This window comes from Streptomyces sp. NPDC049040 (assembly GCF_043197715.1).
GTDB lineage: Bacteria > Actinomycetota > Actinomycetes > Streptomycetales > Streptomycetaceae > Actinacidiphila.
In genome coordinates this window covers 108,844-133,179 of the sequence record NZ_JBICTO010000009.1, presented here as the reverse complement: position 1 = coordinate 133,179, position 24,336 = coordinate 108,844, and the positions used below count along the sequence as shown (strand labels likewise).

The window sequence follows — 24,336 nt, the reverse complement described above, 5'->3', positions numbered from 1 at the left end:
TCAGCTCCCGCTCGCCGCAGCGCTCATGTCCGTCGTTGCCGAGACCGTACTCCCGGCCGCGCCGGCCCGTGCACGGGCCGCGATTTCGTCGCGCAGGTCACGGAATGCCCTGGCGACCAGGTAGGGGTGCTCCATCATCGCGACGTGGCCGCTGTCCGGGATGGTGAGCAGCCGCGAGTCGCGGAAGGCCCGCGAGGCCCTGCGGGCCATGCGCACCGACACCAGCTTGTCGCGGACCCCGTAGACCAGCAGCGTCGGCGCCAGCACGCGTTCCGCCTGCCGCCACAGCGAGTGCTGGCCGCCGAGCGTGTAGGCGTTCACGATGCCGCGGGTGGAGCGGACCATCACGTCCCAGAAGTACGGCAGGTCGATCCGCCGCTGGTATTCGGCGGCGGCGGCGCCCCGCTCGGCCTCGCCGACGACGGCCGGGTCGCCGTAGCAGAGCGCGAGCAGCGCCTCCGTGCGGCGCTCAGGCGGCCAGTCGCGGGTGGCCCGTACGTACAGCGCGGGCAGGCCGGGCACGGAAGCGAGCGCGGTGGGCAGGGCGCTGCGCTGCGGGGGCAGCTCGGGCAGCGCGGGCGAGACCAGGGTCAGGGTGCGGACCAGGTCGGGCCTGGCCGCGGCGACCTTGACGGCGACGGCGCCGCCCAGCGAGTTGCCGAACAGGTGGACCGGGCCGCGGTCCTCGGCCTCCAGCAGCCGCACGACGGCGCGGGCGTGGGCGGCGACCGAGTAGTTGCCGTCGTCGGGCGGCGGGGAATGGCCGAAACCCGGCAGGTCGAGAGCGTGCCCCTCGACGGTGTCGGCGAGCGAGGCCATCAGTGCCGACCAGTTCTGCGACGAGCCGCCGAGCCCGTGCACGAACATCGCCGGTTCGAGGTCGCCGTCACGCCCCCGCGCCCCGCTGTGCGTCCGCGAGCGAACCAGCAGGCCGAGGCCGGGAAGCCGCACGGTCCTTGACGTCTCCCCGGCGGCCAGCACCGGCCCCGCGGGGGGTACGGCCGCCGGAGGGGCGGCAGCTTGGGAGTAGTCCGTCGAGGCCATGGGTCGATGTTACGAGACGATCACACGCGGGGCTGTGTCTTCGTCCGCACACAACCGAACAGAATCAGCCGTCCGCTCTTGTGCGATGACGTCGGGGGCGCCCGTACACACTGCACGCGCGGCCCCGTGCTCCTACGCTCCAAGGAGGGGGTACGAGGAGGGGGAGGGGCGGGGATCGAGGGAAGGAAGGCGCCATGTCCGACGAGATCGCGCATATCGAGCGGGAGGCCGACGAGGACGACACCGACGCCGTACAGCGCGCGGCCGACGAGGACCTGGACATCGAGGCACCGGAGGCGGACAGCGCCGAGCAGCACACCGAACTGCTCCAGCACCGCGACGACCCGGTGACCGGCAGGCCCTCGGACCGGGACGGCGAGGCCGACCCGGCGGACACCGCGGAGCAGCGCCGGGTGGTGGCGCTGGACGAGGACGACTACAGGTGAGCGGCACTGGGCGCCGTTGCGGAGCGCCCCACAGGACGGATCGGGACGAGGCCGCCCCTATCCAGAAAGTGAGAATGTGCGCCCGTACGGCGCACAGGGTCGTTACTCAAAAGTACGATGGCCAGCGCAGCGTTCTTTCGTTCGCTCCTTCGTTCTTTCCGCAGAAATGGGAGGCGGCGTGACAGCCATCGAGCAGACTCAGGCACGACCACGCGGCACCCGCCTGCCCCGCAGGGCCCGTCGCGAGCAGTTGCTGGGGGCCGCCCAGGAAGTATTCGTCGCGCAGGGCTACCACTCGGCGGCGATGGACGACATCGCCGAGCGGGCCGGCGTCAGTAAACCGGTGCTCTACCAGCACTTTCCCGGCAAGCTCGAACTGTACCTCGCGTTGCTCGACCAGCACTGCGAGTCACTGCTCCAGTCGGTGCGCGGTGCGCTGGAGTCCACCACGGACAACAAGAAGCGCGTCGAGGCGACGATGGACGCGTATTTCGCGTACGTCGAGGACGAGGGCGGCGCCTTCCGGCTGGTCTTCGAGTCGGACCTGACCAACGAGCCCGCCGTGCGGGAGCGGGTCGACAAGGTCGCGCTCCAGTGCGCGGAGGCGATCAGCGAGGTCATCGCCGAGGACACCGGCCTGTCCCGTGACCAGTCGATGCTGCTCGCCGTCGGCCTGGGCGGCGTCTCCCAGGTGGTGGCCCGCTACTGGCTGGCCAGCCGCAGCGAGGTGCCAAGGGACACCGCCGTGCAGCTGCTGACGTCGCTGGCATGGCGCGGCATCGCCGGCTTCCCGCTGCACGGCGCCGAGGGCGGCGTCGGCGGCCAGCAGGGCTGACGGCCCCCCGCCGCGGCCGTCGGGACAGCCGCCGCGGCTCACCACCGGTGTTCGCTCACGGCGTGTTCGAGGCGCGGATTTACGGCCGCCGCCGCGGGCTAGTCTGGGCAGCGTACGGCGCGACCAACCGCGCACACCGCCAGACCATCGGAGGTATCCAAGCCGTGGAGGTCAAGATCGGCGTGCAGCACGCGCCGCGCGAGATCAGCATCGAGAGCGCGCAGTCGGCGGCCGAAGTCGAGAAGGCCGTCGCCGACGCACTGAGCGGTGATGCGAAGCTGCTGTCCCTGGAGGACGAGCACGGCCGCAAGGTGCTCATCCCCGCGGACCGGCTGGCGTACGTGGAGATCGGCGAGCCGGCCGCCCGCAGGGTGGGCTTCGGCGCAGCGCTCTGACGAACGGTCAGCAGGGGCGGCAACCGGGAATACCCGGTTGCCGCCCCTTCGTTTTGCCGCCATGCCCCCAGGGGTAAGACGGATACGGAACGGTCCGCAACGCCGCGTAACCGGAGGGGAATCGCATGATCTGGCAGATCGTCGCCTATGCCGCCCTCGGCCTGCTCGCGGCCTTCGCCGCGGCCCGGCTCTTCCCCGCCCGGCTCCCCTCACCCCCGCTGCTGCTCGGCACCGGCCTGGTGGGCGGGCTGACCGGCGGCCTGGTCACCTACACGATCCTCGGCGGCGGCCACCCCGGAGGCAGCCTCGCGGCGGCCTTCGCGACGGCCGCCGCGGGCCTGAGCGTGCTGGCCCGCCCCCCGCGGCGCGGGCGGCACGCCAAGGCCACGCCCACCGGCGCCTGACGCCGGTCCGCGCCCGGAGGGGCCGTAGGCGCTGCCCGGCGAATCCCGTCCTGCCGCCCCTAACGGCCACTGCCGGGCGGCGGCACCGTCGCCAGGGGCGTGGCATCCGATGACCCCGGCGGCTTCGCGAAGTTCTTCAGCAGGCCCGGCGGCAGGTGGGCGCCGAGCTTCTCCCCGGTGTGGTCCACGAGGGACGAGGGCGGCGGCGGAAGGCGATCAGGAAGGTCTCGCCGACCACGTCGTCGGCCAGGTCGGCACCGAGCCGGCGGGTGACGTAGCGGTGCAGGTCGGCCGCGTGCCGGTCGTAGAGCTCGGCGAAGGCCTCGGGGCGCTCGCGAGACCGGGCGATCAGCCGGGCGTCGTCGTCCTCGCCTAATCCGGCGGGCGGCGAGGGCCGGATGGGGACGGTGGTCATGGGTGCTCCGTTTCCGCGGGAGGCGCCTGCGCACCGGCGGTGCGCACACCCGTTCTTGCCCGCACCCCGCGTTCGGGTTCACGCCCCCGCGGCGACCACGGCGGGGGCGCCCCCACCACCCCAGTGGCGCCCCCACGGCCAGCTTGAGGTGGGGGCACTCCCAGGCGCGGGGGCGCCCCCGCCTGCCCGCGGAGCGCTAGGCGGCGAGCCCCAGCGCGGCCATCCGCTTGGTGTGCGCCTCGGTGATGCGGGAGAACATCCGGCCCACCTCGGCCAGGTCGAAGCCGTCGGCGACACCGCCGACGAGCATGGTGGACAGCGCGTCCCGGTCGGCGACGACGCGCTGCGCCTGCGACAGGGCCTCGCCCATCAGCCGGCGCGCCCACAGCGCGAGCCGGCCGCCGACGCGCGGCTCGGCCTCGATCGCGGCGCGCACCTTCTCCACCGCGAAGGTGGCGTGGCCGGTGTCGTCGAGCACCGCGAGCACCAGGGTGCGGGTGTCGGTGTCGAGGCGGGCGGCGACCTCGCGGTAGAAGTCGGACGCGATCGAGTCGCCGACGTAGGCCTTGACCAGGCCCTCGAGCCAGTCGGAGGGCGCCGTCTGGCGGTGGAATTCGTCCAGCGCGGTGCCGAACGGCTCCATGGCGCTGTTCGCCGACTCGCCGACCTCCTCGAGCCGGTCGCGCAGCCGCTGGAAGTGGTGGAATTCGGCGGCGGCCATCGCCGCGAGCTGCGCCTTGTCCTCCAGGGTGGGCGCGAGCTTGGCGTCCTCCGCAAGCCGTTCGAAGGCGGCCAGCTCGCCGTAGGCCAGCGCACCGAGCAGGTCGACCACCGCGGCGCGGTAGCGCGGGTCGGCGGACGCGGACGCCCAGTCCTGGGCGGCGATCCCGGTGGCCGGCAGGGCTGCCCCGGCCTCCGGCGCCGCGGCCGGCTCCTCGGCGGATCCCGCCCCGGTCCCGGCCTCGGCGGCGGACTCGGCGGCGGGCTCGGCGGCGGGCTTGGTGGTGTCGTCAGGCGTCTCCATGCAGCGCACAATAACCAAGTCCCGGGCACCCGCCGACACCCTCCACGTGACCCGATGACGTCCCTAACGAAACATTTGATCGGGTGCAGCTACGTGTTTCCGGGGTAGAGTGGTAATGCACCCGCCGATTTTCGGCCTGGTTCCGGACCTCGGCGGGCGACGTGTGCAACACCTTGGATGCCCGGTCGGTGGCCCGATCGGCTCCGAACCGACCGCCCTCCTGACATCGGGAGGGGCGCCCACTCGCGGCTCGAGCGAGGGCAGCGGTCCCGCGCTCCACAGCCCCTCGAAGGCTGTACGACACCTCTGCGCGGTCAGTGACCTACGCCGTATCCCGGCGTGCCCGGTTGCTCGACCCCCCTTGCCGCACAGTGCCGCGTCTCACAGAAGAGGCAAGCATCCTGACCACCATCACTTTCCGCAGTCTCGGCATTCTTCCCGAGACCGCCGAAGCTCTCGAAGCCGTCGGCATCACCACTCCCTTCCCGATCCAGGAGATGACGCTCCCGGTCGCCCTCGCGGGCAACGACGTCATCGGCCAGGCCAAGACCGGCACCGGCAAGACGCTGGGCTTCGGTCTGCCGCTGCTGGAGTCGGTGACCGTCCCCGCCGATGTCGAGGCCGGGCGCGCCACGCCCGAGCAGCTGACCGACGCGCCGCAGGCCCTGGTCGTCGTCCCCACCCGCGAGCTGTGCCAGCAGGTCACCAACGACCTGCTGACCGCCGGCAAGGTCCGCGCCGTCCGCGTGCTCGCCATCTACGGCGGCCGTGCGTACGAGCCGCAGGTCGAGGCGCTGAAGAAGGGCGTCGACGTGATCGTCGGCACCCCTGGCCGGCTGCTGGACCTGGCAGGGCAGAAGAAGCTCAGCCTGCGCCATGTGCGCACCCTGGTGCTCGACGAGGCCGACGAGATGCTCGACCTGGGCTTCCTGCCCGACGTCGAGAAGATCATGGGCATGCTGCCGGTGAAGCGGCAGACGATGCTGTTCTCGGCCACCATGCCCGGCGCGGTCATCAGCCTGGCCCGCCGCTACATGTCGCAGCCCACCCACATCCGGGCGGCCGCCCCCGACGACACGGGCGCGACGGTGGCGAACACCACGCAGCACGTCTTCCGCGCCCACTCGATGGACAAGCCGGAGCTGGTCTCCCGCATCCTTCAGGCCGACGGCCGCGGGCTCGCGATGATCTTCTGCCGCACCAAGCGCACCGCCGCCGACGTGGCGGAGCAGCTGGAGAAGCGCGGCTTCGCCTCCGGCGCGGTGCACGGCGACCTCGGCCAGGGCGCGCGCGAGCAGGCGCTGCGGGCCTTCCGCAACGGCAAGGTCGACGTGCTGGTGTGCACCGACGTGGCCGCGCGCGGCATCGACGTCGAGGGTGTCACCCATGTGATCAACTACCAGACGCCCGAGGACGAGAAGACCTACCTGCACCGCATCGGCCGCACCGGCCGCGCCGGTGCGTCGGGTACGGCGATCACGCTGGTGGACTGGGACGACATCCCGCGCTGGCAGCTGATCAACAAGGCGCTGGACCTGTCGTTCAACGACCCGGAGGAGACCTACTCGACCTCCCCGCACCTGTTCGAGCTGCTCGGTATCCCGGCAGGCACCAAGGGGATACTGCCCAGGGCCGAGCGGACCCGGGCGGGGCTCGACGCGGAAGAGGTCGAGGACCTGGGCGAGACCGGTGGACGCGGCGCCCGTGGCCGCCGTCCCGCCGGCGGCGGGCGCTCCGGCCCCGCCGCGGCCCCGGCCGAGGAGCGGCCGGCCCGCACCAGGACCCCGCGGCAGCGCCGCAGGACCCGTGCCGGCGAGTCGTCGCAGACCGTGCCCGCGCCTTCCGAGGCCGCCGAGTCGGCGACCGCGGTGTCGGCGGTGCCCGCGGTGCCGGAATCCGACGCCGAGGCCCAGAGCGGTCCGCGTACACCGCGCCGCCGCCGCAGGACCCGCAACGGTGCGGCGGCAGCGGTGGCCCCGGTTGCCGAGACCGCCGAGGCCGTGGCAGCGCAGGTCGAGGTCGCCGTGGAGGCGGTGACCCCGGTCGCCGAGACCGCGGAGGCCGTCCAGAAGACGCCCCGCCGCAGGACCCGCAAGGCCGCTGCGGCACCTGCCGAGGTCGTGGCCGAGGCGCAGGCGTCGGACGCCGCGGTGGCCGAGCCGGCCCCGCGCCGCAGGACCCGCAAGGCCGCGGCCGAGGTGCCCGCACCGGCCGCCGCGCCGGAGCCGGACGCCGTTGCCGCCGTCGCGGAGGATGCCCCCAAGCGCCGCAGGACCCGCAAGGCGGTCGCCGAGGTGCCGGCACCTGCCGCCGCGCCGGAGTCGGCCGAAGCGGTCGCCGCAGCCGTCGCGACCGAGGAGGCCCCGAAGCGCCGCAGGACGCGCAAGGCGGTCGCCGAGGTGCCCGCTCCCGCGGACGGCGCCGAGGAGGCCGTGGTGAAGGCGCCGCGCCGCAGGACGCGCAAGGCGGTCGCCGAGGTGCCCGCCGCCGCGGCCGACGAGAGCTGACGCCTACGGCACGCAGCGCAGTGTGGACACCCCCGGCCCACCCGGCCGGGGGTGTTTCATGCCCAGAGGCAACCTCTCGGACATATGCACCGCGTAATCTCGCTGCATGAGCCGACCGACCACCCTGGACCTGCCCGAACGCGTGTCAGCCCATCGGCTCGACACCTCCCGCGGGTCGTTCGCGGTCCTGGACGCCGCGCCCTCGCCCGACGCCCCCGCCCTGCACGGCACCGCGCTGCTCGTACCCGGTTTCACGGGCAGCAAGGAGGACTTCCTCGACCTGCTGGGGCCGCTGTCCGCGGCCGGCTTCCGGATCGTCGCGGTGGACGGCCGCGGCCAGCACGAGTCGGGCGGCCCGCGGGACGAGGCGGCGTACGCGCAGCGCGAGCTTGCCGCGGACGTCAGCGCGCAGGGCGCCGCCCTCGCCGCCCGGTACGACGGCCCGCTGCATGTGCTGGGCCACTCGCTGGGCGGCCACATCGTGCGGGCCTCGGTGCTCGCGGACGGGCCCGGTCCCTGGGCGTCGCTGACGCTGATGAGCTCGGGTCCGGCCGAGATCACCGAGGCGCAGCAGGTCAGGACGCAGCTGCTGATCGACCATCTGCCGACGATGGACATGGAGACGGCGTGGCGGGCGATGCGCGCGCTGGACGCGGACCGCGCGGATGTCCCCCCGGCGCCGGCGTGGCTCGACGACTTCCTGCACCGCCGGTGGGTGACCACCGCTCCCGAGCAGCTGATCGCCACGGCACGGCAGTTGATGACCGAACCGGACCGGGTCGGCGAACTTGCCGCCGTGCCGCTGCCGAAACTCGTACTGTCCGGTGAGGTGGACTACGCCTGGCCGGTGCCGCTGCTCGACGCGATGGCGGACCGGCTGGGCGCGCGGCGCGTCGTGATCAAGGGCGCGGAGCACTCCCCCAACGCCGAGCGGCCGGCCGAGACGGCAGCCGCGCTCGTCGCGTTCTGGGCCGGCGAGGGTGCGGCCGGCGCACGGTAGTCGGCCCTGCGAAAGAGTTTATTTAGGGTAGGGAATGTTTTGAAGGGGGTGTTCGTTGACCACACATGTAACGAGGGACGAAGGGAGAAGCCCCATGCGCTTCGAGATCATGCGACTCGACGACAGGAACGGCGACGCCGTGGACAGCACCGTCGTGGACGCTTCCGCCGTCAACAAGATCGTGCAGCAGGCCGCTGCCATCGGCCAGCGCATCTACATCCGCCCGGCGGACTGATCGCAGGCTCACGCAACGGCGCCCCGTACAGAAGGTTCGTACGGGGCGCTTTCGCATGTCCGGGCCGCACCACGTGCACCGACCGGCCCTGATCCGCCGCCCGGTCCTGACCCCCGGTTCAGCCCCGAGGTCCGGCTCAGCCCTGGCCGTGGATGAACCCGAAGACGCCGTTGGCGACGGACTGGACCGCGATCGCCGACAGCAGCATGCCGGACAGCCGGGTCACCAGCACCACGCCGCCCTCCTTGATCACCCGGATGATCGCCAGCGAGTAGCGCATCGTCATCCACAGCACCACGTGCATCGCCACGATCGCCAGCCAGACCGAGGTCTGCTGCTCGAAGCCGTCGGCGTGCTGCACCGCGAGGATCACCGTGACGATGGCCCCTGGCCCGGCGAGCAGCGGCATCCCCAGCGGGACCAGCGCCACGTTGACGTCCTTGGTCTGCGTCGGCTCGTCCGCCTTGCCGGTCAGCAGGTCGAGCGCGATGAGCAGGAGCAGCAGCCCGCCGGCGACCCGCAGCGCGGGCACCGACACGTGCAGGTAGTCCAGGATCTGCTGCCCGCAGATCCCGAAGACCGCGATCACCCCGAAGGCCACGCCCGCGGCCTGCAAGGCCATCCGCCGCTGGACCTTGGCCGCCCGCCCCGAGGTCAGCGCGAGGAAGATCGGCGTGATGCCGGGCGGGTCCATGATCACGAACAGCGTGAAGAACACGGACCCGAACAGGGTGAAGTCGAACATGCCCAAGCTTTCGTCAGTCGTGGGCGGACACGCCGCCCCTGGTGGCGGCGCTCCGCGAGGAGGCGGTCCGGGCGGTGGCTAGAGCGCGGAGACCGGTACCGCACCGGTCGCCCGGGCGGCGATCCGCGCGAAGACCTCCGGGTCGGTGACGCACTCGCCGAGCGCGACGGTCTTGCGGGACCCGTGGTAGTCGGAGGAGCCCGTCGCCAGCAGCCCCAGGTCCCGCGCGAGCCCGCGCAGCCGCTCCCGGGTGGGGGCGTCGTGGTCGACGTGGTCGACCTCGAGCCCGTCGAGCCCGGCGGCGCCGAGCGCCGCGATGACCTCGTCCGGCACCGTCTCCCCGCGCTTGTGCGCGCCCGGGTGGGCGAAGACGGTGACGCCGCCCGCCGCCTTGACGAGGCGCACCGCCTCGAAGGGGTCGAACTCCTGCTTCTCGACGTACGCGCGCCCGTCGTTGGCGAGCCAGTCCGCGGTGAAGGCGTCCGAGACGCTGCCCACGACGCCGAGCTCCACCATCGCCGTGGCGATGTGCGGCCGGCCGACCGAGCCGTCACCGGCGATCCGCTCGACCATCTCCCAGGTGACGGGCACACCCAGGGCCTGGAGCTTGTCGACCATCCCGCGGGCGCGCGGCACCCGGCCGTCGCGTACGAGCTCGCGCGCGTCGTGGAGCTGCGGCTCCGCGGGGTCGAAGAGGTAGGCCAGCATGTGCATGCCGATGCCGTCGACACGGCAGGACAGCTCTGCGCCGGTGACCAGGGTCAGGGCGGTGCCGTCCAGGGCCGCGGTGGCCGCCGCGTAGCCGCCGACGGTGTCGTGGTCGGTGAGTGCCACCACGTCGAGCCCGGCCGCGGCGGCATTGCGCACCAGTTCCGCGGGGGTGTCGGTGCCGTCGGACGCCGTGGAGTGGGTGTGCAGGTCGATGCGCACGGCACTGGCTCCTGAGGGCGGCGCGGACAGGGGGCGAAGTCAAGGATAGCGCCCGCCCGGACCTGCGATTCCCAGGACTTCAGCGGCTCAGGCCAGCAGCCTGGGGGTCAGCGCACCGCAGGGCAGCAGATCGACCTCGGCGCCGGCGTCCCGCAGGTCGGTGAGGACGAGCTCGTCGTACATCAGCAGCCCTGTCTCCTCGGGCCAGACGATGGCCCACAGCCACAGCCCGCGGGCCTCGCCCGCGAAGACCACGCGGTCGTCGGGGGCGCCGCCGACGTGCCACAGGGCGGTGGGGCGGCCGGCGGCGAGCACCTTGGCGTGCGGAGGTTTGTTCACGCACATGTTCGGGCCCGGGTCGGGGCCGTCGATCCCGGCGTAGCGCGCGCCGAGCCCGACGCCTAGCTCCTCGGCGATCAGCATCAGCTCGCCGGGTCCGCCGAAGGGTCCGGGCCCCGAGCAGGCCACGGCGGTGGCCCGGCCGCCGCTGCGGTCGTCGCCGGCCGCCGCCACACCCGAGAAGAGCCAGCCCACGGGCAGCGGCCACGGCATCCACACCGGCACCTGCGCCCGGTGGACGACCACTCCGAGGCCTTCGACGCTCGGCGGCACGACGGGCTGGAGCGGGTACACGGTGCCGTGCACATCGCATTGCCAGGAGTCGGCGAAGAGGCCGGGCGCCCTGACCCTGCCACCGCACTTCGGGCAACTGGGTTCGCCCCTCATAAATCCCCACGGTCCTCCCACACCGTGCCCGCGTCAAGGACGATCACCCGTCCGGAGGGACACCTTCCGCCGTTCCGCCGCAGGTCCGGATCGATGCAGGGTGCACCAGTTGCGATGGCCAACCTCTTGCGGGGCGCACCCGGCGACCGCCCCAGGCGGAAGGAAACCGGGGTCCGCCCCTACGCGGGGGTCAGGGGCACACCGCCGCGCAGCGGGTCGCGGAGGTCGGTGCCGTGGGAGAGCCAGAGCTCGCGCAGCGCGTCGGCGCCGCGGGCCCGCTTGAAGGCCGCCTCGTTCGGGGTCATCGGGAGCAGCGGGAAGAAGCGGACCGGGTCGCTGGGCTCGGGCAGCGGGAGGTCGTCCACGAGCCCGCCGGGTTCGGCGACAAGGACCGAGGTGAAGGGCGCCCCCGGCCACAGCGGCGCACCGACGTCCAGCGCGTTGCCCGGGGCCAGTACGACACCCTCGACCTGCGGGGACGCCGCGAAGACGGCGAGTGGCCGCAGCACCGCGGCGGTGTCCGCGCGGCCGGCCCGCACGGTGAGGACGACTTCCGCGCGCGGCCCGCGCAGCGGGTCGGCGTGCACCGCGACCGGGTCGGCCATGGGTTGGGCCGACATCCCGAGGGTGGCGTATCGCAGCAGGTCGCCCTGGACGTAGCGGAGCACCTCGATGCGCTCGGCGCCGACGAAGGTGACGGCCGCGCGGGCGTCGGGCTCGCCGAAGGCCGACCGCAGCCGTGCCTCGACCAGTGCCAGGATTTCACCCATGCGGCGAGCATAGAACGCGTAAGGATCGCGCCGACCGCGGTATCGCGGCCACCCGGGCTTGCTAAGGTGGGGCGTTCGCGTACGTCATCCCCCAGCGGGGAACGGCCGGAGGAGGTGGGGACTGACATGGATCCTAGTCGACCGTGCAGTACCGGCCGCTCTTCCCTCGCCGCCGCGCACGCAGTCTGATACCGCTGAGCCCCCGCGTTCCTTACCCGGCCTCCAGGCCGTGAAACGCGGCCTGCCACGGCCTGCCCGCGGAAAGTACCCGCTCGGGAAGAGCGCCCTGAACTGCCTCGTGATCACCGAATCCTGATCAACAGCAGCAGCATTCCAGTTCAGTGCGGCGTGATGCCGTCGGCCAGTCCGTGAAGGAGCTTGCCATGTCGATGATCCGTGATCTTCGCGCAGTCGTGCGTCCCGCGCTGCGCAAGTCCCCCGCGTCCTACGACTACGGCCCGACGCGGGACGCGATCACCGGCAGCAGCGCGGTCGTGGACTGTGCGGTCTACCGCGACGGGGTCCGCTGCACCGACAGGGTCGGGCTGCGCGACGCGCTGGAGACGGTGCGGGCCGGGCGGGCCTCGGAGCACTGCGACGGCAGCGACGGCTTCGTGTGGATCGGCCTGCACGAGCCGACCGAGCAGGAGTTCGCGGGCATCGCCCAGGAGTTCGGCCTGCACCCGCTGGCCGTCGAGGACGCGGTGCACGCGCACCAGCGGCCGAAGCTGGAGCGCTACGACAACTCGCTTTTCACCGTCTTCAAGACGATCCGCTACGTCGAGCACGCGGAGCTGACCGCGACCAGCGAGGTGGTGGAGTCCGGCGAGGTGATGGTCTTCACCGGCCGGTATTTCGTGATCACCGTGCGGCACGGCGGCCACGGCTCGCTGCGCGCGCTGCGGCACCGCCTCGAGGACGACCCCGAGCTGCTGGCCAAGGGCCCCTCCGCGGTCCTGCACGCCATCGCCGACCAGGTCGTGGACGACTACCTCGCGGTCTCCGACGCGGTGCAGGACGACATCGACGAGGTGGAGATCGACGTCTTCTCCGCCGAGCCCGGCAAGTCCTCACGCGGCGGTGACGCGGGCCGGATCTACCAGCTCAAGCGGGAGGTGCTGGAGTTCAAGCGGGCGGTCTCCCCGCTGCTGCGGCCGATGCAGCTGCTCGGCGAGCGGCCGATGCGGCTGATCGACCCGGAGATCCAGAAGTACTTCCGCGACGTCGCCGACCATGTCGCCCGGGTCCACGAGCAGGTCACCGGCTTCGACGACCTGCTGAACTCGATCCTGCAGGCCAACCTGGCGCAGGCCACCGTGGTGCAGAACGAGGACATGCGCAAGATCACCGCCTGGGCGGCGATCCTGGCCGTCCCGACCATGATCACCGGCGTGTACGGCATGAACTTCGACCACATGCCGGAGCTCCACTGGGAGTACGGCTATCCGGCGGTGCTGGCCTCGATCCTGGTCATCTGCTACACCATCCACCGCGGCTTCCGCCACAACGGCTGGCTGTAGGCCCCGCGTTCAGGCGCGGGCCACCGGGCTCACACGCGCTTCCTGCGGTCGGCGAGGATCACCAGGGCAAGGCCCGCGAGGATCACGCCGAGCGCCGGATACGCGGCGGCGGGCGGCGTCTGGCCCAGCCACAGCGCGGCGATCAGGGCCGCACCTGGGGTCTCGAGCAGGATCGCGGTCGAGGTGGTCGACGGGCCGAGGCCGCGTACCACCCGGTTGAGCAGCGAGTGCCCGAGCAGCTGGGCGACGACGGTCAGGGCGGCGATCTTCAGCCAGGTCTTCCCGTCGTAGCCGCCGAGCGCGGAGCCCGAGACCAGGCAGGCGCCGAGCAGCGCCACGGCGGTGGTCGAGTAGCAGACGTAGGTGTACGCGGTCGTCGTCGCGGTACGCCGCACCTCGGCCCCGAGCAGCATGTAGACGGCGGCCGCGAGGCCCGCGGCGAGCGCGAGCGCGTCGCCCGCCAGGGCGCGGGTGTCGGTGGACATGTCGATGCCGGTGAGGATCAGCACCCCGACCACGGCGAGCGCGGTGCCCGCCCACACCAGGCCGGGCGGCCGGTGGCCGCGCAGCCGCAGGATCAGGGTGGTCCAGATCGGGGTGGTGGTGACCAGCGCGGTCGAGGTGGCGACCGACGTCATGGTGAGGCTGGGCAGCCACAGCCCGAAGTGCAGGGCGAGCACCACGCCGGCCAGGCCGGACAGGGTCAGCGCCCTGCGGCCCATCCGGCGCAGCTCGCCGCGGTGCCGCCACAGGGCGACCGGGCTGAGCACCCCGACGGCCATGGCGTTGCGCCAGAAGGCGATGGCCAGCGCGGGGGCGGTGGTGGCGGCGATCAGCGGCGCCGACATGGACACGCCCGCCACGGCGACGGCGAGCAGCGTGAAGTCGGTGCTGCGCGACGCCGGCGCCTCGCCGGGGCCCGCCGCGGCCGGGGTGCCCGCGGCCGGCAGCGCGGCGGAGGTGCTCTGCGGGGCGGTCACGGGACTCCTGGGGGTGCGGGACGGCGTACGTACGACGGGTACGGACGTGGCGCCCACCAGAGTAAGGCCCATGGGCGCCCCGAGCACCTGTCGTTCCCCCGCGGGGGACCACGGGACAGCCCTTAGGGTGGGCCCATGACGAGCGAGCACGCCGCCCTCATCGAGGAGGCCACCAAAAAGTCCGGCCTGGTCTGGGTGAACGGCCAGGCGGTGTGGCATGCCTGGATCGACGGGGCGATGCACGTGCTGTGCGGCGGCCCCACCGAGCAGCCGGTGCCCGCCGGGCTCGCCGACGGCGCCACCGCCTCGGTGACCGTGCGCAGCAAGGACAAGGGCGGCCGGCTGGTCGGCTGGCAGGGCCGCGCCGCGCTGCTCGCCCCCGCTTCGGAGCCGTGGTCGGCGGCGGTCGCCGAGCTCCGCACGAAGCGGCTGAACTCCGCGGACGCCGACACGGTGACCGACCGCTGGGCCCGCGAGTGCGCGCTCTTCCGGCTGGTCCCCGAGGGCGAGCCGGCCGAGCACCCGGGCGCGATGCCTGACGGGTCCGGCGCCGCGGTGCCGCTGCCGACGACGGCCACCACCCGGGAGCCGATGCCGGCCGGCCTTCCCCGGCTGCTGGCCCGCCGCCGGTCGCGGGCCTGAGCGCTACTTTGCTTTGGCGGACGACGTCGGCGCGGGGGTCGCGCCGACGGACTTGCCGTAGTCGACGACCTCCGACTTGGACGGCGGCGCGAGCGTGAAGTCCTCGCCCCAGTCCACCAGCGTCAGGGTGCCCGCGTTGCCTGCCCGCTGGTAGCGCAGCGGATAGGGGGTGCCCTTGAGGGAGACGTCGAGGCTGCCGCCCTTGGAGCCGGTCAACTCGATCGTCTTGGTGTCGCCGACCTTGCGGTGGTCGCCGACGTCGAGCGTGCCGTCGAGCACGAAGAGGTCGGCGAGCAGCACCTTCTTGTCGGTGAAGCCGCTGAACTGCTTGTAGGCGGGGTCGCCCGGCGGGACCTTGACGTATTTGCCGTTGAGCTTGGCGGCCGCCGCCTGGCTGTCCTTGTCGTCGCCGGTGCCGTAGAAGTCGGCCGCCGCCTTGAGGTAGAGGTCGTCGCCGACCCGCAGCAGCTGGAAGGTGTCGCCCTTGGTGGTGACCTCGCCGACCCCGCCGTTGCCGCGCAGCCGCATGTCGAGGCGGTAGGTCTGGCCGTTGCTGACGACGGTGCCGGTGAGCCGAACGGTCGGGGCGGCCTGGGCGGCGGCGCTCGCCTTCTGCTCGATGGTCGGCGCCGGCAGCTTGGCGACGCCGTTCGTACCGGCGTCCGGGTCGTCGCCCAGGCCCAGGCAGCCGGTCAGCAGCGGGGTGCAGGCGAGGGCGGTGAGGACGGCGGCGGCGGTCCTGCGACCGTGATACACGTGGACTCGACCCCTCGGAGACGGCGGCTGCGGGCGTGCCAGAAGCTACCGCAGCGTACCCCCGGGGAGCACCCCGCGGGCGGGCAAGATCGGCCCGGAGTAGCCTGGCGAGCGAGGACGAGAGCCCCGAGGAGGCCCTGATGGTCGCAGGCGCCCCACGGGTGTTCGTGTCGCACCTCTCCGGCGTCGCCGTCTTCGACCCCCACGGCGACCAGGTCGGGCGGGTGCGCGACGTCGTGGTGATGCTGCGGGTCGGCGGCCGGCCGCCGCGGGTGCTCGGCCTCGTCGTCGAGGTGGTCAGCAGGCGGCGGATCTTCCTGCCGATGACCCGGGTGACCGGCGTCGAGTCCGGGCAGGTGATCACCACGGGGGTGCTCAACATGCGCCGCTTCGAGCAGCGGCCCACCGAGACCCTGGTGCTGGGCGAGCTGCTTGACCGCAGGCTGCGCTGGCTGCCGCACGGCGGCCCCACGGGCGCCACCACGGGCGAGGACGCGGGCGAGGAGGTCACCGTGCTCGACGTGTCGATGGTGCAGCTGCCCGCGCGCCGCGACTGGGAGATCGACAAGGTCTTCATCCGGCGCGGCAAGAGCGGCGCCCTGCGCCGCAAGGGCGAGACGCTGACCGTCGACTGGTCGGCGGTCACCGGCTTCCGGCTGGCCGAGGACGGCCAGGGCGCGGAGAACCTGGTGGCGACCTTCGAGCAGCTGCGCCCCGCCGACCTGGCGAACGTCCTGCACCACCTGTCGCCCAAGCGCCGCGGCGAGGTCGCCGCCGCGCTCGACGACGACCGGCTCGCCGACGTGCTGGAGGAGCTGCCGGACGACGACCAGGTCGAGATCCTCAGCAAGCTCAAGAAGGAGCGGGCCGCCGACGTCCTGGAGGCGATGGACCCCGACGACGCGGCCGACCTGCTGGCCGAGCTGCCCGCGGAGGAGCAGGAGCGGCTGCTCACCCTGATGCAGCCGCAGGACGCGGCGGGTGTACGGCGGCTGCTGTCGTACGAGGAGCGGACGGCCGGCGGGCTGATGACGACCGAGCCGATCGTGCTGCGCCCTGACGCGACCGTCGCCGACGCGCTGGCCAGGATCCGCAACCCCGACCTGTCGCCGGCGCTCGCCGCGCAGGTCTACGTGTGCCGGCCGCCGGACGAGACGCCGACCGGCAAGTACCTCGGCCTGGTGCACTTCCAGCGGCTGCTGCGCGACCCGCCCTTCACGCTGCTGGGCTCGATCGTGGACACCGACCTCCAGCCGCTGTCCCCGACCACCGCGCTGCCCTCGGTGACCAGCTTCCTGGCCACGTACAACATGATCTCGGCGCCGGTGGTGGACGCGGGCGGGTCGCTGCTCGGCGCGGTCACCGTGGACGACGTGCTCGATCACCTGCTGCCGGAGGACTGGCGGGAGACCGAGCTGCAGAGCACGGATCACGTCCGGCACGTGACGGAGCCCGCCGATGGCCGCTGACGACCGCGAGCGCACCGCGTCGGTCCGGCACCCCGCGGGCGCCACCGCGGCGCCCCGCCACCGGGTGCGGCTGGACCAGCCGCGCGCGTCCCGCCGCAGGTGGCTGCCCACCTACGACCCCGAGGAGTTCGGCAGGTTCTCCGAGCGGATCGCCCGCTTCCTCGGCACCGGGCGCTTCATCGTGTGGATGACGATCACCATCGTCGTCTGGGTGCTGTGGAACATCTTCGCGCCGCGGCAGATGCAGTTCGACCACTACCCGTTCATCTTCCTGACCCTGATGCTCTCGCTCCAGGCGTCCTACGCGGCCCCGCTGATCCTGCTGGCGCAGAACAGGCAGGACGACCGCGACCGGGTCAACCTCGAACAGGACCGCAAGCAGAACGAGCGCAGCATCGCCGACACCGAGTACCTGACCAGGGAGGTCGCGGCGCTGCGGGTGAACCTCGGCGAGGTCGCCACCCGGGACTGGATCAGGTCGGAGCTCCAGGACCTGCTCAAGGAGATCGAGGACCGCACCGCGAAGCCGGCGCGGGGTGACGAAGGCGACGGCCGGGGGCGCTGATCGGCCCGCGGGCGCCGCCGTACCATCAACGTATGGCTACCACCACGTACGGCTCGGGCACGACGCCGACCGCCACACCGACCGACGAGGCCGTGCGCGCCGCGCTCGGCACGGTGAACGACCCGGAGATCCACAAGCCGATCACCGACCTCGGCATGGTCAAATCGGTGGACATCGCCGAGGACGGCACGGTCGCCGTCAGCGTCTATCTGACGGTGTCCGGCTGTCCCATGCGGGACACGATCACCGAGCGCGTCACAACGGCCGTGACGGGCGTTCCCGGGGTCACCTCGGTCCAGGTCACGCTGGACGTGATGAGCGACGAGCAGCGCCGCGAGCTGGCGACGACGCTGCGCGGCGGCCAGGCCGAGAAGGAGATCCCGTTCGCACAGCCGGGCTCGCTGACCCGGGTCTACGCGGTCGCCTCGGGCAAGGGCGGTGTCGGCAAGTCCTCGGTGACGGTCAACCTGGCCGCGGCGATGGCCGCCGACGGCCTCAAGGTCGGCGTGGTCGACGCGGACATCTACGGGCACAGCGTGCCGCGCATGCTCGGCGCGGAGGGGCGGCCCACCCAGGTCGAGAACATGATCATGCCGCCGTCGGCGAACGGCGTGAAGGTCATCTCGATCGGGATGTTCACCCCGGGCAACGCCCCGGTGGTGTGGCGCGGCCCGATGCTCCACCGCGCGCTCCAGCAGTTCCTCGCCGACGTCTACTGGGGCGACCTGGACGTGCTGCTGCTCGACCTGCCGCCCGGCACCGGCGACATCGCGATCTCGGTGGCCCAGCTGGTGCCGAACGCGGAGATCCTGGTGGTGACCACCCCGCAGCAGGCCGCCGCGGAGGTCGCGGAACGCGCCGGGTCGATCGCGGTGCAGACCCACCAGAAGATCGTCGGCGTCGTCGAGAACATGTCCGGCATGCCGTGCCCGCACTGCGACGAGATCGTCGACGTCTTCGGCACCGGCGGCGGCGAGCGGGTCGCCGAGGGCCTGACCCGTACGACGGGTGCCACGGTGCCCGTGCTGGGCCGCATCCCGATCGACATCCGGCTGCGCGAGGGCGGCGACGACGGCCGCCCGGTGGCCATCGCCCACCCCGACTCCCCCGCCGGCACCGCCCTGCGCGGCATCGCCGCCAAGCTCAGCACCCGGGCCAGGGGCCTGTCGGGCCTCTCCCTGGGCATCACCCCGCGCAACAAGTTCTGAACGGGGCCCGCCACCGAGGAACGCTCACCCCCCGGCACGGGGGATGAGCGTTTCTTCAGCGGCGGGAAGCGGGGACGCTACGCGCCGTCGTACGCGCGGATGTCGGGGATGACCGCCAGGGCCAGCCCGTAGGCGCTCATGCCGCGTCCGAAGGCACCGACGTGGACGCCGCTGGCCGAACCGGCCAGGACCCAGCCGTACTCGGACTCCCGGTAGTGGAAGGGGGTCGGTTCGCCGTCGACCGGCAAGGTCAGCGCGGCCCAGCCGGATCCCTCCAGGTCGTCGGCGAGCTCCCAGGCCGTCGCGGTCTGCTGGTCGAGCCAGTCCTGCCGGAGCGCCCGCTCCATCGTCGTGGGCCAGGTGCAGGCGAGCAGGCCGGAGCCCGCCAGCCAGGCCGCGGAGGAGACCGAGGTGGCCTCCAGCAGCCCCGTGCCGTCCGCGGTGCGCCGCCCGGGGCGCTGAGCCACCGTCATGACCACCGCGAACCGCAGCGACTCGTCGGCGGGGTCGGCCTTGAGCGTGGGCTCGTCACCATGCCCTATCGAGCCGTATTCGACCGTGCCGTCTCCGCTCGCCCCGACCGTGTGCAGCCAGCGGCGTCCGGTGAACGCCTCGTCCAGCCCATACCACGGGAAGTCGGCCATCAAGTAGCCGTCGACCGCCCCCTGTGCCGAACCGGTCTTCGTCTCCATTTGGGTCGCGCCTCCTCATTGCCCTTCTGGGCGACTCGCCATCTTGCCCGACCCTGGGTGGGTTAGGGGGCAGAAACGGCGCGGGGTGACGGCGAACACAGGGACAATGATCACTCGATCGGGCGAAAAACCCTGATCCGGTTGACTTCGTGACCTGTCCCGGGAGGACGGTTCAGGTGGCGTCGGCGTCGAACGGCGGCGGCTCGTCGTCGTCCAGCTGCTCGCGCTTGCGCAGCCGGTCCGGCGTGCTCGGCCCCTTCGCGCCGGCGGCACTGCTCGTACGGGCGGCGGCGGGGGCGGCGGTCTCCACGCCGTTCACGGCGTCCGTGACCTCCGCCATCTCCTTGCGCAGGTCCAGGCTGCTGCCGAGGTCCCGCAGCTCCTTGAGGCCGTACTCGTCCTCGTCGCTCATCAGGTTCTTGCGGATGAACGTCTTCGGATTCAGGTCCTCGAACTCGAAGTCCTTGAACTCGGGACCGAGTTCCCGCCGGATGTCCTCCTTGGCGCTGTCGGAGAACTCCCGCACCTTGCGGATGAAGGCCATCGTGTCCTGGATGACCTTCGGCAGCTTGTCGGGTCCGAAGACGAGCACGGCAAGGACCACGAGCGCGACCAGCTCAAGCGGGCCTATGTCGAAGAACACCTTGCAGCTCCTTGGGACGTCCGCAGCCGGGAGGGCTGGGTCCGGCGGCCTTTACGTTACCTGCCCGCGCGGGCGGAGCGGGAGTGGCTGCGGCCAACACTACGTCGCCGCACGGTGAAGGTCCCGTCTCAGCGCAGCGCCCCGGAGCTGCGCCCCAGGGTGCCGACCGAGCCGTTCAGCACCGGTGCCGGAGCGGGGTCGAACGCGTCGGCCGGGAGCGCGCCGGGGGTCGCCCGGGGGCTGCTCAGGGCCACCGACGTGACCGACGCCACGGAGGACGCCACCGCGAGCGCCGACGGCGACGGCACACCGACCTGTCGCAGCCGCCGCTCCTCGCGCGCGTCCAGCAGGTCGCGCGGCGTGGTGCCGTGGGTGTCGGTGATGGAGTTGGCGGCGCTGAAGGGGGTGACCGCGGGACCGTCGTCCGGGTGGGCGCTGCCGTCGACGCCCGCCTCCATCGGCAGCGCGCCGCCGATGGCGATGGCGGCCATCGAGAACGCGCCCGCGGCGGCGAAGGCGAAGCGCCGGCCGCGTGAGGCCTGTCCCGCGGCCGGGGCGGCGGGGCCGGCGGTGGCCGGGACGCGGCCGGCGGGGCCGTCCAGCGGGCTCCGGCCGTCGGGCTGGTCCCCCGTGAGGGTGCGGGCGAGTTCGTGGATGCGGAAGCCGCGGGCGCCCTTGCCGTCGCCCGGCGCGACCAGGTCGGGAGCCGGGGCGAGGTAGGACAGCTGCCGACGGCCGCCGGAACCGAAGACGCCGGAGCCGAGCAGCCCGCCGTCGAAGGGGCCGCGCCTGCCGCCCTGCGGGACCTCGTGCACGTCATGGCCGTCGAGGACCGCCCTGCCGTCGATGCCGGGCCCGCGCCCGTCGTCACCGCCGTCCTTGGGGCCGCAGCCGCCGAGACCCTGGAGCCTGGCGAGCAGGCCCGCCGAGATGGCGGGCAGCTCGGAGGCCGCCACCACGCTCTTGAGCCGCCGCTGCTCGGTGGCGGCCGCCTTGCACTGCGGACAGGTCGCCAGGTGCGCCTGGACCCGCTCGCGGGCGTCGTCGGCGAGCTCGCCGTCGACGAACGCCGCGAGCCGGTCGCCCAGGTGCTGTTCTGCGGGCGCGATCCGCTGCGCCCGCTGCCCGCCGGAACCGCTGCTGCTCACGCTCTCCCGCCCTCCAGGCCAGGTTCGGGTACGACGGCAGCGAAAGCGGGAACCGGCCGGGCGCCGGGCGCCCGGTGCTCCAGAGCCTTGCGCAGGTGGGAGCGACCCCGGTGGATCCGGCTCCGCACCGTGCCCAGCTTCACGCCGAGCGTCGCCGCGATCTCCTCGTACGACAGCCCCTCGATGTCGCACAGCACCACGGCGGCCCTGAACTCCGGGGCGAGGGTGTCCAGCGCCTGCTGGACGTCCGCGTCGAAGTGGGTGTCGTTGAAGTGCTGCGCGGGGGACGGTTCGCGGCTGGGCAGCCGCTCTGCCGCGTCGTCCCCGAGGGCGTCGAACCGGATGCGCTGGCGGCGCCGCACCATGTCGAGGAACAGGTTCGTGGTGATGCGGTGCAGCCAGCCCTCGAAGGTGCCGGGCGTGTACGTGGACAGGGAGCGGAAGACCCGCACGAAGACCTCCTGGGTGAGGTCCTCCGCGTCGTGCTGGTTGCCGGTCAGCCGGTAGGCCAGCCGGTACACCCGGGCACTGTGCGTACTGACGATCTCCTCCCAGGAGGGAGGCGTCCACGCCTGAGGGTCCCCGTCGGTGGCGAATGTCGCGGTCGAGGAGTCGTTGTCGCGTGAACTGTCATCAGCAGTCTTGGTCACGGATTTCGGCTGTCCGGCCGACCGTCGAAAGCGCAGAAGCACCTTCCGGTCACCGGCCGCAGCCGCACCTCCCCTGTCGGCTCTGGTGGTGTCCAGTAGAGCCTCTACCATATCCACCTCGCCCGTTAGCTCCGGATAAATGCAGTGCTGCCTCCGGGCCGGGAACCCGCTCCGCTGGTGCGGACTCCCGCCCTTGCGCCTTCGTAGTGCCTAACGCACAGTCCCATCAGCGGGTTCCCCAGCCCAACGGATACAGTCGCCCGGGCGGGGCCGCACACGGTCACCGGACGGTCATCGGGCACAGTCGGCTACGAGGAGAGGGCCATTACCGGCAACCGGCAGGCGAGCTGGGCGTTCGCCGACGCTTTCGTCGCCGAGGACGACGCCCTCATACGCGCGAGGGCCCGCTCGCACGCGTCCGGGCTGCGGCCCGTCTCCCCCGGCACAGGCGCGGCGCTGCGGCTGATGGCCGCCGCGGGCAACGCCAAGTACGTGGTCGAGATCGGCACCGGCACCGGCGTCTCCGGCATCCACCTGCTGCGCGGCATGCGCCACGACGGGGTGCTGACCAGTGTCGACACCGAGCCCGACCGCCAGCAGCTGGCCCGCCAGGCCTACCGCGAGGCCGGCTTCGCCGCGAACCGCTCCCGCTTCATCCCGGGCGCCGCCCTCGACGTCCTGCCCCGGCTCACCGACGGCGCCTACGACCTGGTCTTCTGCGACGGCGACCGGCTCGAGTACCTCGACTACCTGGACGAGTCCCTGCGGCTGCTGCGCCCCGGCGGCGTCGTCTGCTTCGAGGGCACCTTCGCCCAGGGCCGCGCGCTGGACGCCGCCCACCAGGACCCGGAGTCGCTGACCCTGCGCGAACTCCTGCGGGCGGTACGCGACAGCACGCGCCTCGCCCCGGTGCTGCTCCCCACCGAGGACGGCCTCCTCTGCGCCGTCCGCCTCCCGTAGCCCGGAGGCCCCAGGGGCCCGCGGGCGAAGCCACGGGGAAGAGGGACCGAGCATGATCGACCGTCAACACCGGACCACAAGCGCCCGCAGACAGGCCGGCGCAGACAAAGCCGGCGAGCCGAAGGGCGCGCCGGCGTCGAAAGGGAGAACACGCGGAGGTCCCAAGGGCCCCCGGGCGAAGCCACGGGGAAGAGGGACCGAGCATGATCGACCGTCGACACCGGACCACAAGCGCCCGGAGGCGAGCCGGCGCAAAAAAGGGGCGCGGCCACGCACGGTGGGTGCGTGGCCGCGACGATGTCAGGGGACCGCTGGTCTCAGACGATGGCCTTCTTCAACGCATCGCCGAGGGCATCCGCCTCGTCCGGGGTCAGCTCGACAACAAGCCGCCCGCCGCCCTCAAGCGGAACGCGCATAATAATGCTCCGCCCCTCCTTGGTCACCTCGAGCGGGCCGTCACCCGTCCGCGGCTTCATGGCCGCCATGCTCGTTCCCCTTCCTGAAACCAGCTCGGACTCGAACACATTGGTTCTCGGCCATTATCCCGCATCCACCTGCCCGATGACCAACAGCGGTGGCACTCCGTTCCACAATCGACACCGGCAAAACCTGTCAATTCGGCGCCGGGCCCGCACCGGGGCGGTTGTGCGGGCGTCGGCGGCGCCTCGAAACACTTGACGTAGGTCACATGACCTCCGCCCCGTGGGTCCGGCATCCTGGCCAGGACCGTTGCCGCGACGAAGGGGTTACCGCCATGGCCGACAGCGTGCTGTACGAGGTGGCAGACGGGCTCGCCACCGTCACCCTGAACCGCCCGGAGGCGATGAACGCCCTCGACACCGGCACGAAGGGGGCACTGCGGGACGCCCTTCGGTCGGCCGGCGACGACCCGGCGGTCAGGGCGGTGCTGCTGACCGGCAACGGGCGCGCCTTCTGCGTGGGCCAGGACCTCAAGGAGCATGTGGCGACCCTGGAGGCGGGCGGCGGCATGACCACGGTCGCCGAGCACTACAACCCGATCACGCTGGCCATCGCAACGATGCCGAAGCCGGTGGTCGCGGGGGTGAACGGGGTCGCGGCGGGCGCCGGTGCCGGCTTCGCCTTCGCCGCGGACCTGCGCGTGGTCGCGGACACGGCGTCGTTCAACACGTCCTTCGCCGGGGTCGCGCTGTCGGCCGACTCGGGGGTGTCCTGGACGCTGCCCCGCCTCGTCGGGCACTCGCGCGCCGCGGACCTGCTGCTCTTCCCCCGCGCGGTGCCGGCGGCCGAGGCGGCGGAACTCGGGATCGCGAACCGGGTCGTCCCGGCCGCCGACCTCCCGGCCGAGGCGCTCGCGGTGGCCCGGCGCCTGGCATCAGGGCCGACCGTCGCGTACGCCGCCGTCAAGGAGGCCCTGGCCTTCTCCGCGGCCCACTCCCTGCCGGACGCCCTCGCACGGGAGGCGGAGCTGCAGTCCGCCGCGGGCGCCTCGGCCGACCACCGGGAGGCGGTGGCAGCCTTCCTGGCCAAGCGGCCGCCGCGCTACGAGGGCCGCTGACGGTCACTCATGTCGACTTCTGTGTTTTTTTGCGCGAAGTCTTGACCGATAATCAAACAGAACAACACACTGTGCGCCATCCTCCGATGA

Annotated in this window: 28 protein-coding genes; 14 read left to right on the top strand and 14 right to left on the bottom strand. The window is 72.7% G+C overall.

What is annotated here, in order from left to right; genetic code table 11:
* Complete coding sequence (locus tag ACGFMP_RS23145; RefSeq protein WP_393674831.1) at positions 1–1,044, bottom strand: alpha/beta fold hydrolase; 1,044 nt, start codon at positions 1,042–1,044, stop codon at positions 1–3.
* A 194-nt stretch (positions 1,045–1,238) separates the two neighbouring features.
* On the opposite strand from ACGFMP_RS23145, the gene ACGFMP_RS23140 reads away from it, so the two are divergent.
* From ACGFMP_RS23140 to ACGFMP_RS23125, 4 genes are all read left to right on the top strand, one after another.
* Entirely contained in the window at positions 1,239–1,490 is a 252-nt protein-coding gene (locus ACGFMP_RS23140) for a hypothetical protein (RefSeq protein ID WP_393674830.1), read from the top strand.
* A gap of 178 nt (positions 1,491–1,668) precedes the next feature.
* Positions 1,669–2,325 carry a TetR/AcrR family transcriptional regulator gene (locus ACGFMP_RS23135; RefSeq protein WP_393674829.1) on the top strand — a complete coding sequence of 219 codons (657 nt, stop codon included), beginning with the start codon at positions 1,669–1,671 and terminating at the stop codon, positions 2,323–2,325.
* Between the two features lie 164 nt (positions 2,326–2,489).
* Positions 2,490–2,720 (top strand): DUF3107 domain-containing protein, encoded by a 231-nt coding sequence (locus ACGFMP_RS23130; protein WP_393674828.1) that lies wholly within the window; start codon positions 2,490–2,492, stop codon positions 2,718–2,720.
* A 125-nt stretch (positions 2,721–2,845) separates the two neighbouring features.
* Positions 2,846–3,124, top strand: a complete 279-nt coding sequence (locus ACGFMP_RS23125; RefSeq protein WP_393674827.1) for a hypothetical protein — start codon at positions 2,846–2,848, stop codon at positions 3,122–3,124.
* 136 nt (positions 3,125–3,260) lie between these two features.
* On the opposite strand, the gene ACGFMP_RS23120 is transcribed toward ACGFMP_RS23125, so the two are convergent.
* Both ACGFMP_RS23120 and ACGFMP_RS23115 read right to left on the bottom strand, forming a co-directional pair.
* Complete coding sequence (locus tag ACGFMP_RS23120) at positions 3,261–3,539, bottom strand: RNA polymerase sigma factor (protein WP_393674825.1); 279 nt, start codon at positions 3,537–3,539, stop codon at positions 3,261–3,263.
* 196 nt (positions 3,540–3,735) lie between these two features.
* Positions 3,736–4,572, bottom strand: coding sequence for a ferritin-like fold-containing protein (locus ACGFMP_RS23115; RefSeq protein ID WP_393674982.1), 837 nt, complete (start codon positions 4,570–4,572; stop codon positions 3,736–3,738).
* Between the two features lie 362 nt (positions 4,573–4,934).
* Between ACGFMP_RS23115 and ACGFMP_RS23110 the strand changes: the two genes are divergently transcribed.
* From ACGFMP_RS23110 to ACGFMP_RS23100, 3 genes are all read left to right on the top strand, one after another.
* Positions 4,935–7,070 (top strand): DEAD/DEAH box helicase, encoded by a 2,136-nt coding sequence (locus ACGFMP_RS23110; RefSeq protein WP_393674823.1) that lies wholly within the window; start codon positions 4,935–4,937, stop codon positions 7,068–7,070.
* 106 nt (positions 7,071–7,176) lie between these two features.
* Positions 7,177–8,070, top strand: a complete 894-nt coding sequence (locus tag ACGFMP_RS23105) for an alpha/beta fold hydrolase (protein ID WP_393674822.1) — start codon at positions 7,177–7,179, stop codon at positions 8,068–8,070.
* 94 nt (positions 8,071–8,164) lie between these two features.
* On the top strand, positions 8,165–8,305 hold the full coding sequence (locus ACGFMP_RS23100) for a hypothetical protein (RefSeq protein ID WP_200804305.1): 141 nt from the start codon (positions 8,165–8,167) through the stop codon (positions 8,303–8,305).
* A gap of 136 nt (positions 8,306–8,441) precedes the next feature.
* On the opposite strand, the gene ACGFMP_RS23095 is transcribed toward ACGFMP_RS23100, so the two are convergent.
* The 4 genes from ACGFMP_RS23095 to ACGFMP_RS23080 all read right to left on the bottom strand — a co-directional run bounded on the left by ACGFMP_RS23095 (position 8,442) and on the right by ACGFMP_RS23080 (position 11,476).
* Positions 8,442–9,050 carry a MarC family protein gene (locus tag ACGFMP_RS23095; RefSeq protein ID WP_393674820.1) on the bottom strand — a complete coding sequence of 203 codons (609 nt, stop codon included), beginning with the start codon at positions 9,048–9,050 and terminating at the stop codon, positions 8,442–8,444.
* A gap of 78 nt (positions 9,051–9,128) precedes the next feature.
* Positions 9,129–9,980, bottom strand: coding sequence for a PHP domain-containing protein (locus tag ACGFMP_RS23090; protein ID WP_393674819.1), 852 nt, complete (start codon positions 9,978–9,980; stop codon positions 9,129–9,131).
* 87 nt (positions 9,981–10,067) lie between these two features.
* Positions 10,068–10,706, bottom strand: a complete 639-nt coding sequence (locus ACGFMP_RS23085) for a DUF6758 family protein (RefSeq protein WP_205048648.1) — start codon at positions 10,704–10,706, stop codon at positions 10,068–10,070.
* Positions 10,707–10,885: 179 nt separating this feature from the next.
* Positions 10,886–11,476, bottom strand: coding sequence for a suppressor of fused domain protein (locus ACGFMP_RS23080; protein WP_393674818.1), 591 nt, complete (start codon positions 11,474–11,476; stop codon positions 10,886–10,888).
* Between the two features lie 383 nt (positions 11,477–11,859).
* On the opposite strand from ACGFMP_RS23080, the gene ACGFMP_RS23075 reads away from it, so the two are divergent.
* Positions 11,860–12,996 carry a magnesium and cobalt transport protein CorA gene (locus tag ACGFMP_RS23075; RefSeq protein ID WP_393674816.1) on the top strand — a complete coding sequence of 379 codons (1,137 nt, stop codon included), beginning with the start codon at positions 11,860–11,862 and terminating at the stop codon, positions 12,994–12,996.
* 29 nt (positions 12,997–13,025) lie between these two features.
* Here the strand turns inward: ACGFMP_RS23075 and ACGFMP_RS23070 are convergent, their stop codons facing one another.
* Positions 13,026–13,976 (bottom strand): DMT family transporter, encoded by a 951-nt coding sequence (locus ACGFMP_RS23070; protein WP_393674814.1) that lies wholly within the window; start codon positions 13,974–13,976, stop codon positions 13,026–13,028.
* Positions 13,977–14,111: 135 nt separating this feature from the next.
* Here ACGFMP_RS23070 and ACGFMP_RS23065 point away from each other — a divergent pair, with 135 nt between their 5' ends.
* Positions 14,112–14,618, top strand: a complete 507-nt coding sequence (locus tag ACGFMP_RS23065) for a hypothetical protein (RefSeq protein ID WP_393674812.1) — start codon at positions 14,112–14,114, stop codon at positions 14,616–14,618.
* A gap of 3 nt (positions 14,619–14,621) precedes the next feature.
* On the opposite strand, the gene ACGFMP_RS23060 is transcribed toward ACGFMP_RS23065, so the two are convergent.
* Entirely contained in the window at positions 14,622–15,374 is a 753-nt protein-coding gene (locus tag ACGFMP_RS23060; RefSeq protein WP_393674810.1) for a hypothetical protein, read from the bottom strand.
* 140 nt (positions 15,375–15,514) lie between these two features.
* Between ACGFMP_RS23060 and ACGFMP_RS23055 the strand changes: the two genes are divergently transcribed.
* From ACGFMP_RS23055 to ACGFMP_RS23045, 3 genes are read left to right on the top strand one after another with little or no spacing between them, the layout of a single operon-like run.
* Positions 15,515–16,843, top strand: coding sequence for a magnesium transporter MgtE N-terminal domain-containing protein (locus ACGFMP_RS23055; protein WP_393674808.1), 1,329 nt, complete (start codon positions 15,515–15,517; stop codon positions 16,841–16,843).
* A complete protein-coding gene (locus ACGFMP_RS23050; RefSeq protein WP_393674806.1) occupies positions 16,833–17,408 on the top strand; it encodes a DUF1003 domain-containing protein in 576 nt (191 codons plus the stop codon). The genes ACGFMP_RS23055 and ACGFMP_RS23050 overlap by 11 nt, the downstream gene beginning before the upstream one ends.
* Positions 17,409–17,440: 32 nt before the next feature.
* Positions 17,441–18,616, top strand: a complete 1,176-nt coding sequence (locus ACGFMP_RS23045; protein WP_393674804.1) for an Mrp/NBP35 family ATP-binding protein — start codon at positions 17,441–17,443, stop codon at positions 18,614–18,616.
* 77 nt (positions 18,617–18,693) lie between these two features.
* Here the strand turns inward: ACGFMP_RS23045 and ACGFMP_RS23040 are convergent, their stop codons facing one another.
* The 4 genes from ACGFMP_RS23040 to sigE all read right to left on the bottom strand — a co-directional run bounded on the left by ACGFMP_RS23040 (position 18,694) and on the right by sigE (position 21,860).
* On the bottom strand, positions 18,694–19,308 hold the full coding sequence (locus ACGFMP_RS23040; RefSeq protein ID WP_393674802.1) for a hypothetical protein: 615 nt from the start codon (positions 19,306–19,308) through the stop codon (positions 18,694–18,696).
* Between the two features lie 172 nt (positions 19,309–19,480).
* A complete protein-coding gene (locus ACGFMP_RS23035; RefSeq protein WP_393674800.1) occupies positions 19,481–19,951 on the bottom strand; it encodes a sec-independent translocase in 471 nt (156 codons plus the stop codon).
* Positions 19,952–20,079: 128 nt separating this feature from the next.
* A complete protein-coding gene (locus tag ACGFMP_RS23030; protein WP_393674798.1) occupies positions 20,080–21,099 on the bottom strand; it encodes a zf-HC2 domain-containing protein in 1,020 nt (339 codons plus the stop codon).
* Positions 21,096–21,860, bottom strand: coding sequence for an RNA polymerase sigma factor SigE (gene sigE / locus ACGFMP_RS23025; protein WP_393674796.1), 765 nt, complete (start codon positions 21,858–21,860; stop codon positions 21,096–21,098). Before sigE ends, ACGFMP_RS23030 begins: the two co-directional genes overlap by 4 nt.
* Before the next feature lie 213 nt (positions 21,861–22,073).
* On the opposite strand from sigE, the gene ACGFMP_RS23020 reads away from it, so the two are divergent.
* Positions 22,074–22,709 carry an O-methyltransferase gene (locus ACGFMP_RS23020; protein ID WP_393674981.1) on the top strand — a complete coding sequence of 212 codons (636 nt, stop codon included), beginning with the start codon at positions 22,074–22,076 and terminating at the stop codon, positions 22,707–22,709.
* 317 nt (positions 22,710–23,026) lie between these two features.
* Here ACGFMP_RS23020 and ACGFMP_RS23015 read toward each other — a convergent pair whose 3' ends face one another.
* Positions 23,027–23,194, bottom strand: coding sequence for a DUF3117 domain-containing protein (locus ACGFMP_RS23015; RefSeq protein ID WP_073493047.1), 168 nt, complete (start codon positions 23,192–23,194; stop codon positions 23,027–23,029).
* Positions 23,195–23,463: 269 nt separating this feature from the next.
* Between ACGFMP_RS23015 and ACGFMP_RS23010 the strand changes: the two genes are divergently transcribed.
* On the top strand, positions 23,464–24,246 hold the full coding sequence (locus ACGFMP_RS23010; RefSeq protein WP_393674794.1) for an enoyl-CoA hydratase/isomerase family protein: 783 nt from the start codon (positions 23,464–23,466) through the stop codon (positions 24,244–24,246).
* Positions 24,247–24,336 lie beyond the last annotated feature (90 nt).

Coding starts and splice junctions, on each gene's coding strand:
- ACGFMP_RS23145 (WP_393674831.1), bottom strand. CDS start 1,044: ATGGCCTCGACGGACTACTCCCAAGCTGCCGCCCCTCCGGCGGCCGTA.
- ACGFMP_RS23140 (WP_393674830.1), top strand. CDS start 1,239: ATGTCCGACGAGATCGCGCATATCGAGCGGGAGGCCGACGAGGACGAC.
- ACGFMP_RS23125 (WP_393674827.1), top strand. CDS start 2,846: ATGATCTGGCAGATCGTCGCCTATGCCGCCCTCGGCCTGCTCGCGGCC.
- ACGFMP_RS23120 (WP_393674825.1), bottom strand. CDS start 3,539: ATGACCACCGTCCCCATCCGGCCCTCGCCGCCCGCCGGATTAGGCGAG.
- ACGFMP_RS23105 (WP_393674822.1), top strand. CDS start 7,177: ATGAGCCGACCGACCACCCTGGACCTGCCCGAACGCGTGTCAGCCCAT.
- ACGFMP_RS23100 (WP_200804305.1), top strand. CDS start 8,165: ATGCGCTTCGAGATCATGCGACTCGACGACAGGAACGGCGACGCCGTG.
- ACGFMP_RS23095 (WP_393674820.1), bottom strand. CDS start 9,050: ATGTTCGACTTCACCCTGTTCGGGTCCGTGTTCTTCACGCTGTTCGTG.
- ACGFMP_RS23085 (WP_205048648.1), bottom strand. CDS start 10,706: ATGAGGGGCGAACCCAGTTGCCCGAAGTGCGGTGGCAGGGTCAGGGCG.
- ACGFMP_RS23080 (WP_393674818.1), bottom strand. CDS start 11,476: ATGGGTGAAATCCTGGCACTGGTCGAGGCACGGCTGCGGTCGGCCTTC.
- ACGFMP_RS23075 (WP_393674816.1), top strand. CDS start 11,860: ATGTCGATGATCCGTGATCTTCGCGCAGTCGTGCGTCCCGCGCTGCGC.
- ACGFMP_RS23065 (WP_393674812.1), top strand. CDS start 14,112: ATGACGAGCGAGCACGCCGCCCTCATCGAGGAGGCCACCAAAAAGTCC.
- ACGFMP_RS23055 (WP_393674808.1), top strand. CDS start 15,515: ATGGTCGCAGGCGCCCCACGGGTGTTCGTGTCGCACCTCTCCGGCGTC.
- ACGFMP_RS23050 (WP_393674806.1), top strand. CDS start 16,833: ATGGCCGCTGACGACCGCGAGCGCACCGCGTCGGTCCGGCACCCCGCG.
- ACGFMP_RS23045 (WP_393674804.1), top strand. CDS start 17,441: ATGGCTACCACCACGTACGGCTCGGGCACGACGCCGACCGCCACACCG.
- ACGFMP_RS23040 (WP_393674802.1), bottom strand. CDS start 19,308: ATGGAGACGAAGACCGGTTCGGCACAGGGGGCGGTCGACGGCTACTTG.
- sigE (WP_393674796.1), bottom strand. CDS start 21,860: ATGGTAGAGGCTCTACTGGACACCACCAGAGCCGACAGGGGAGGTGCG.
- ACGFMP_RS23015 (WP_073493047.1), bottom strand. CDS start 23,194: ATGGCGGCCATGAAGCCGCGGACGGGTGACGGCCCGCTCGAGGTGACC.
- ACGFMP_RS23010 (WP_393674794.1), top strand. CDS start 23,464: ATGGCCGACAGCGTGCTGTACGAGGTGGCAGACGGGCTCGCCACCGTC.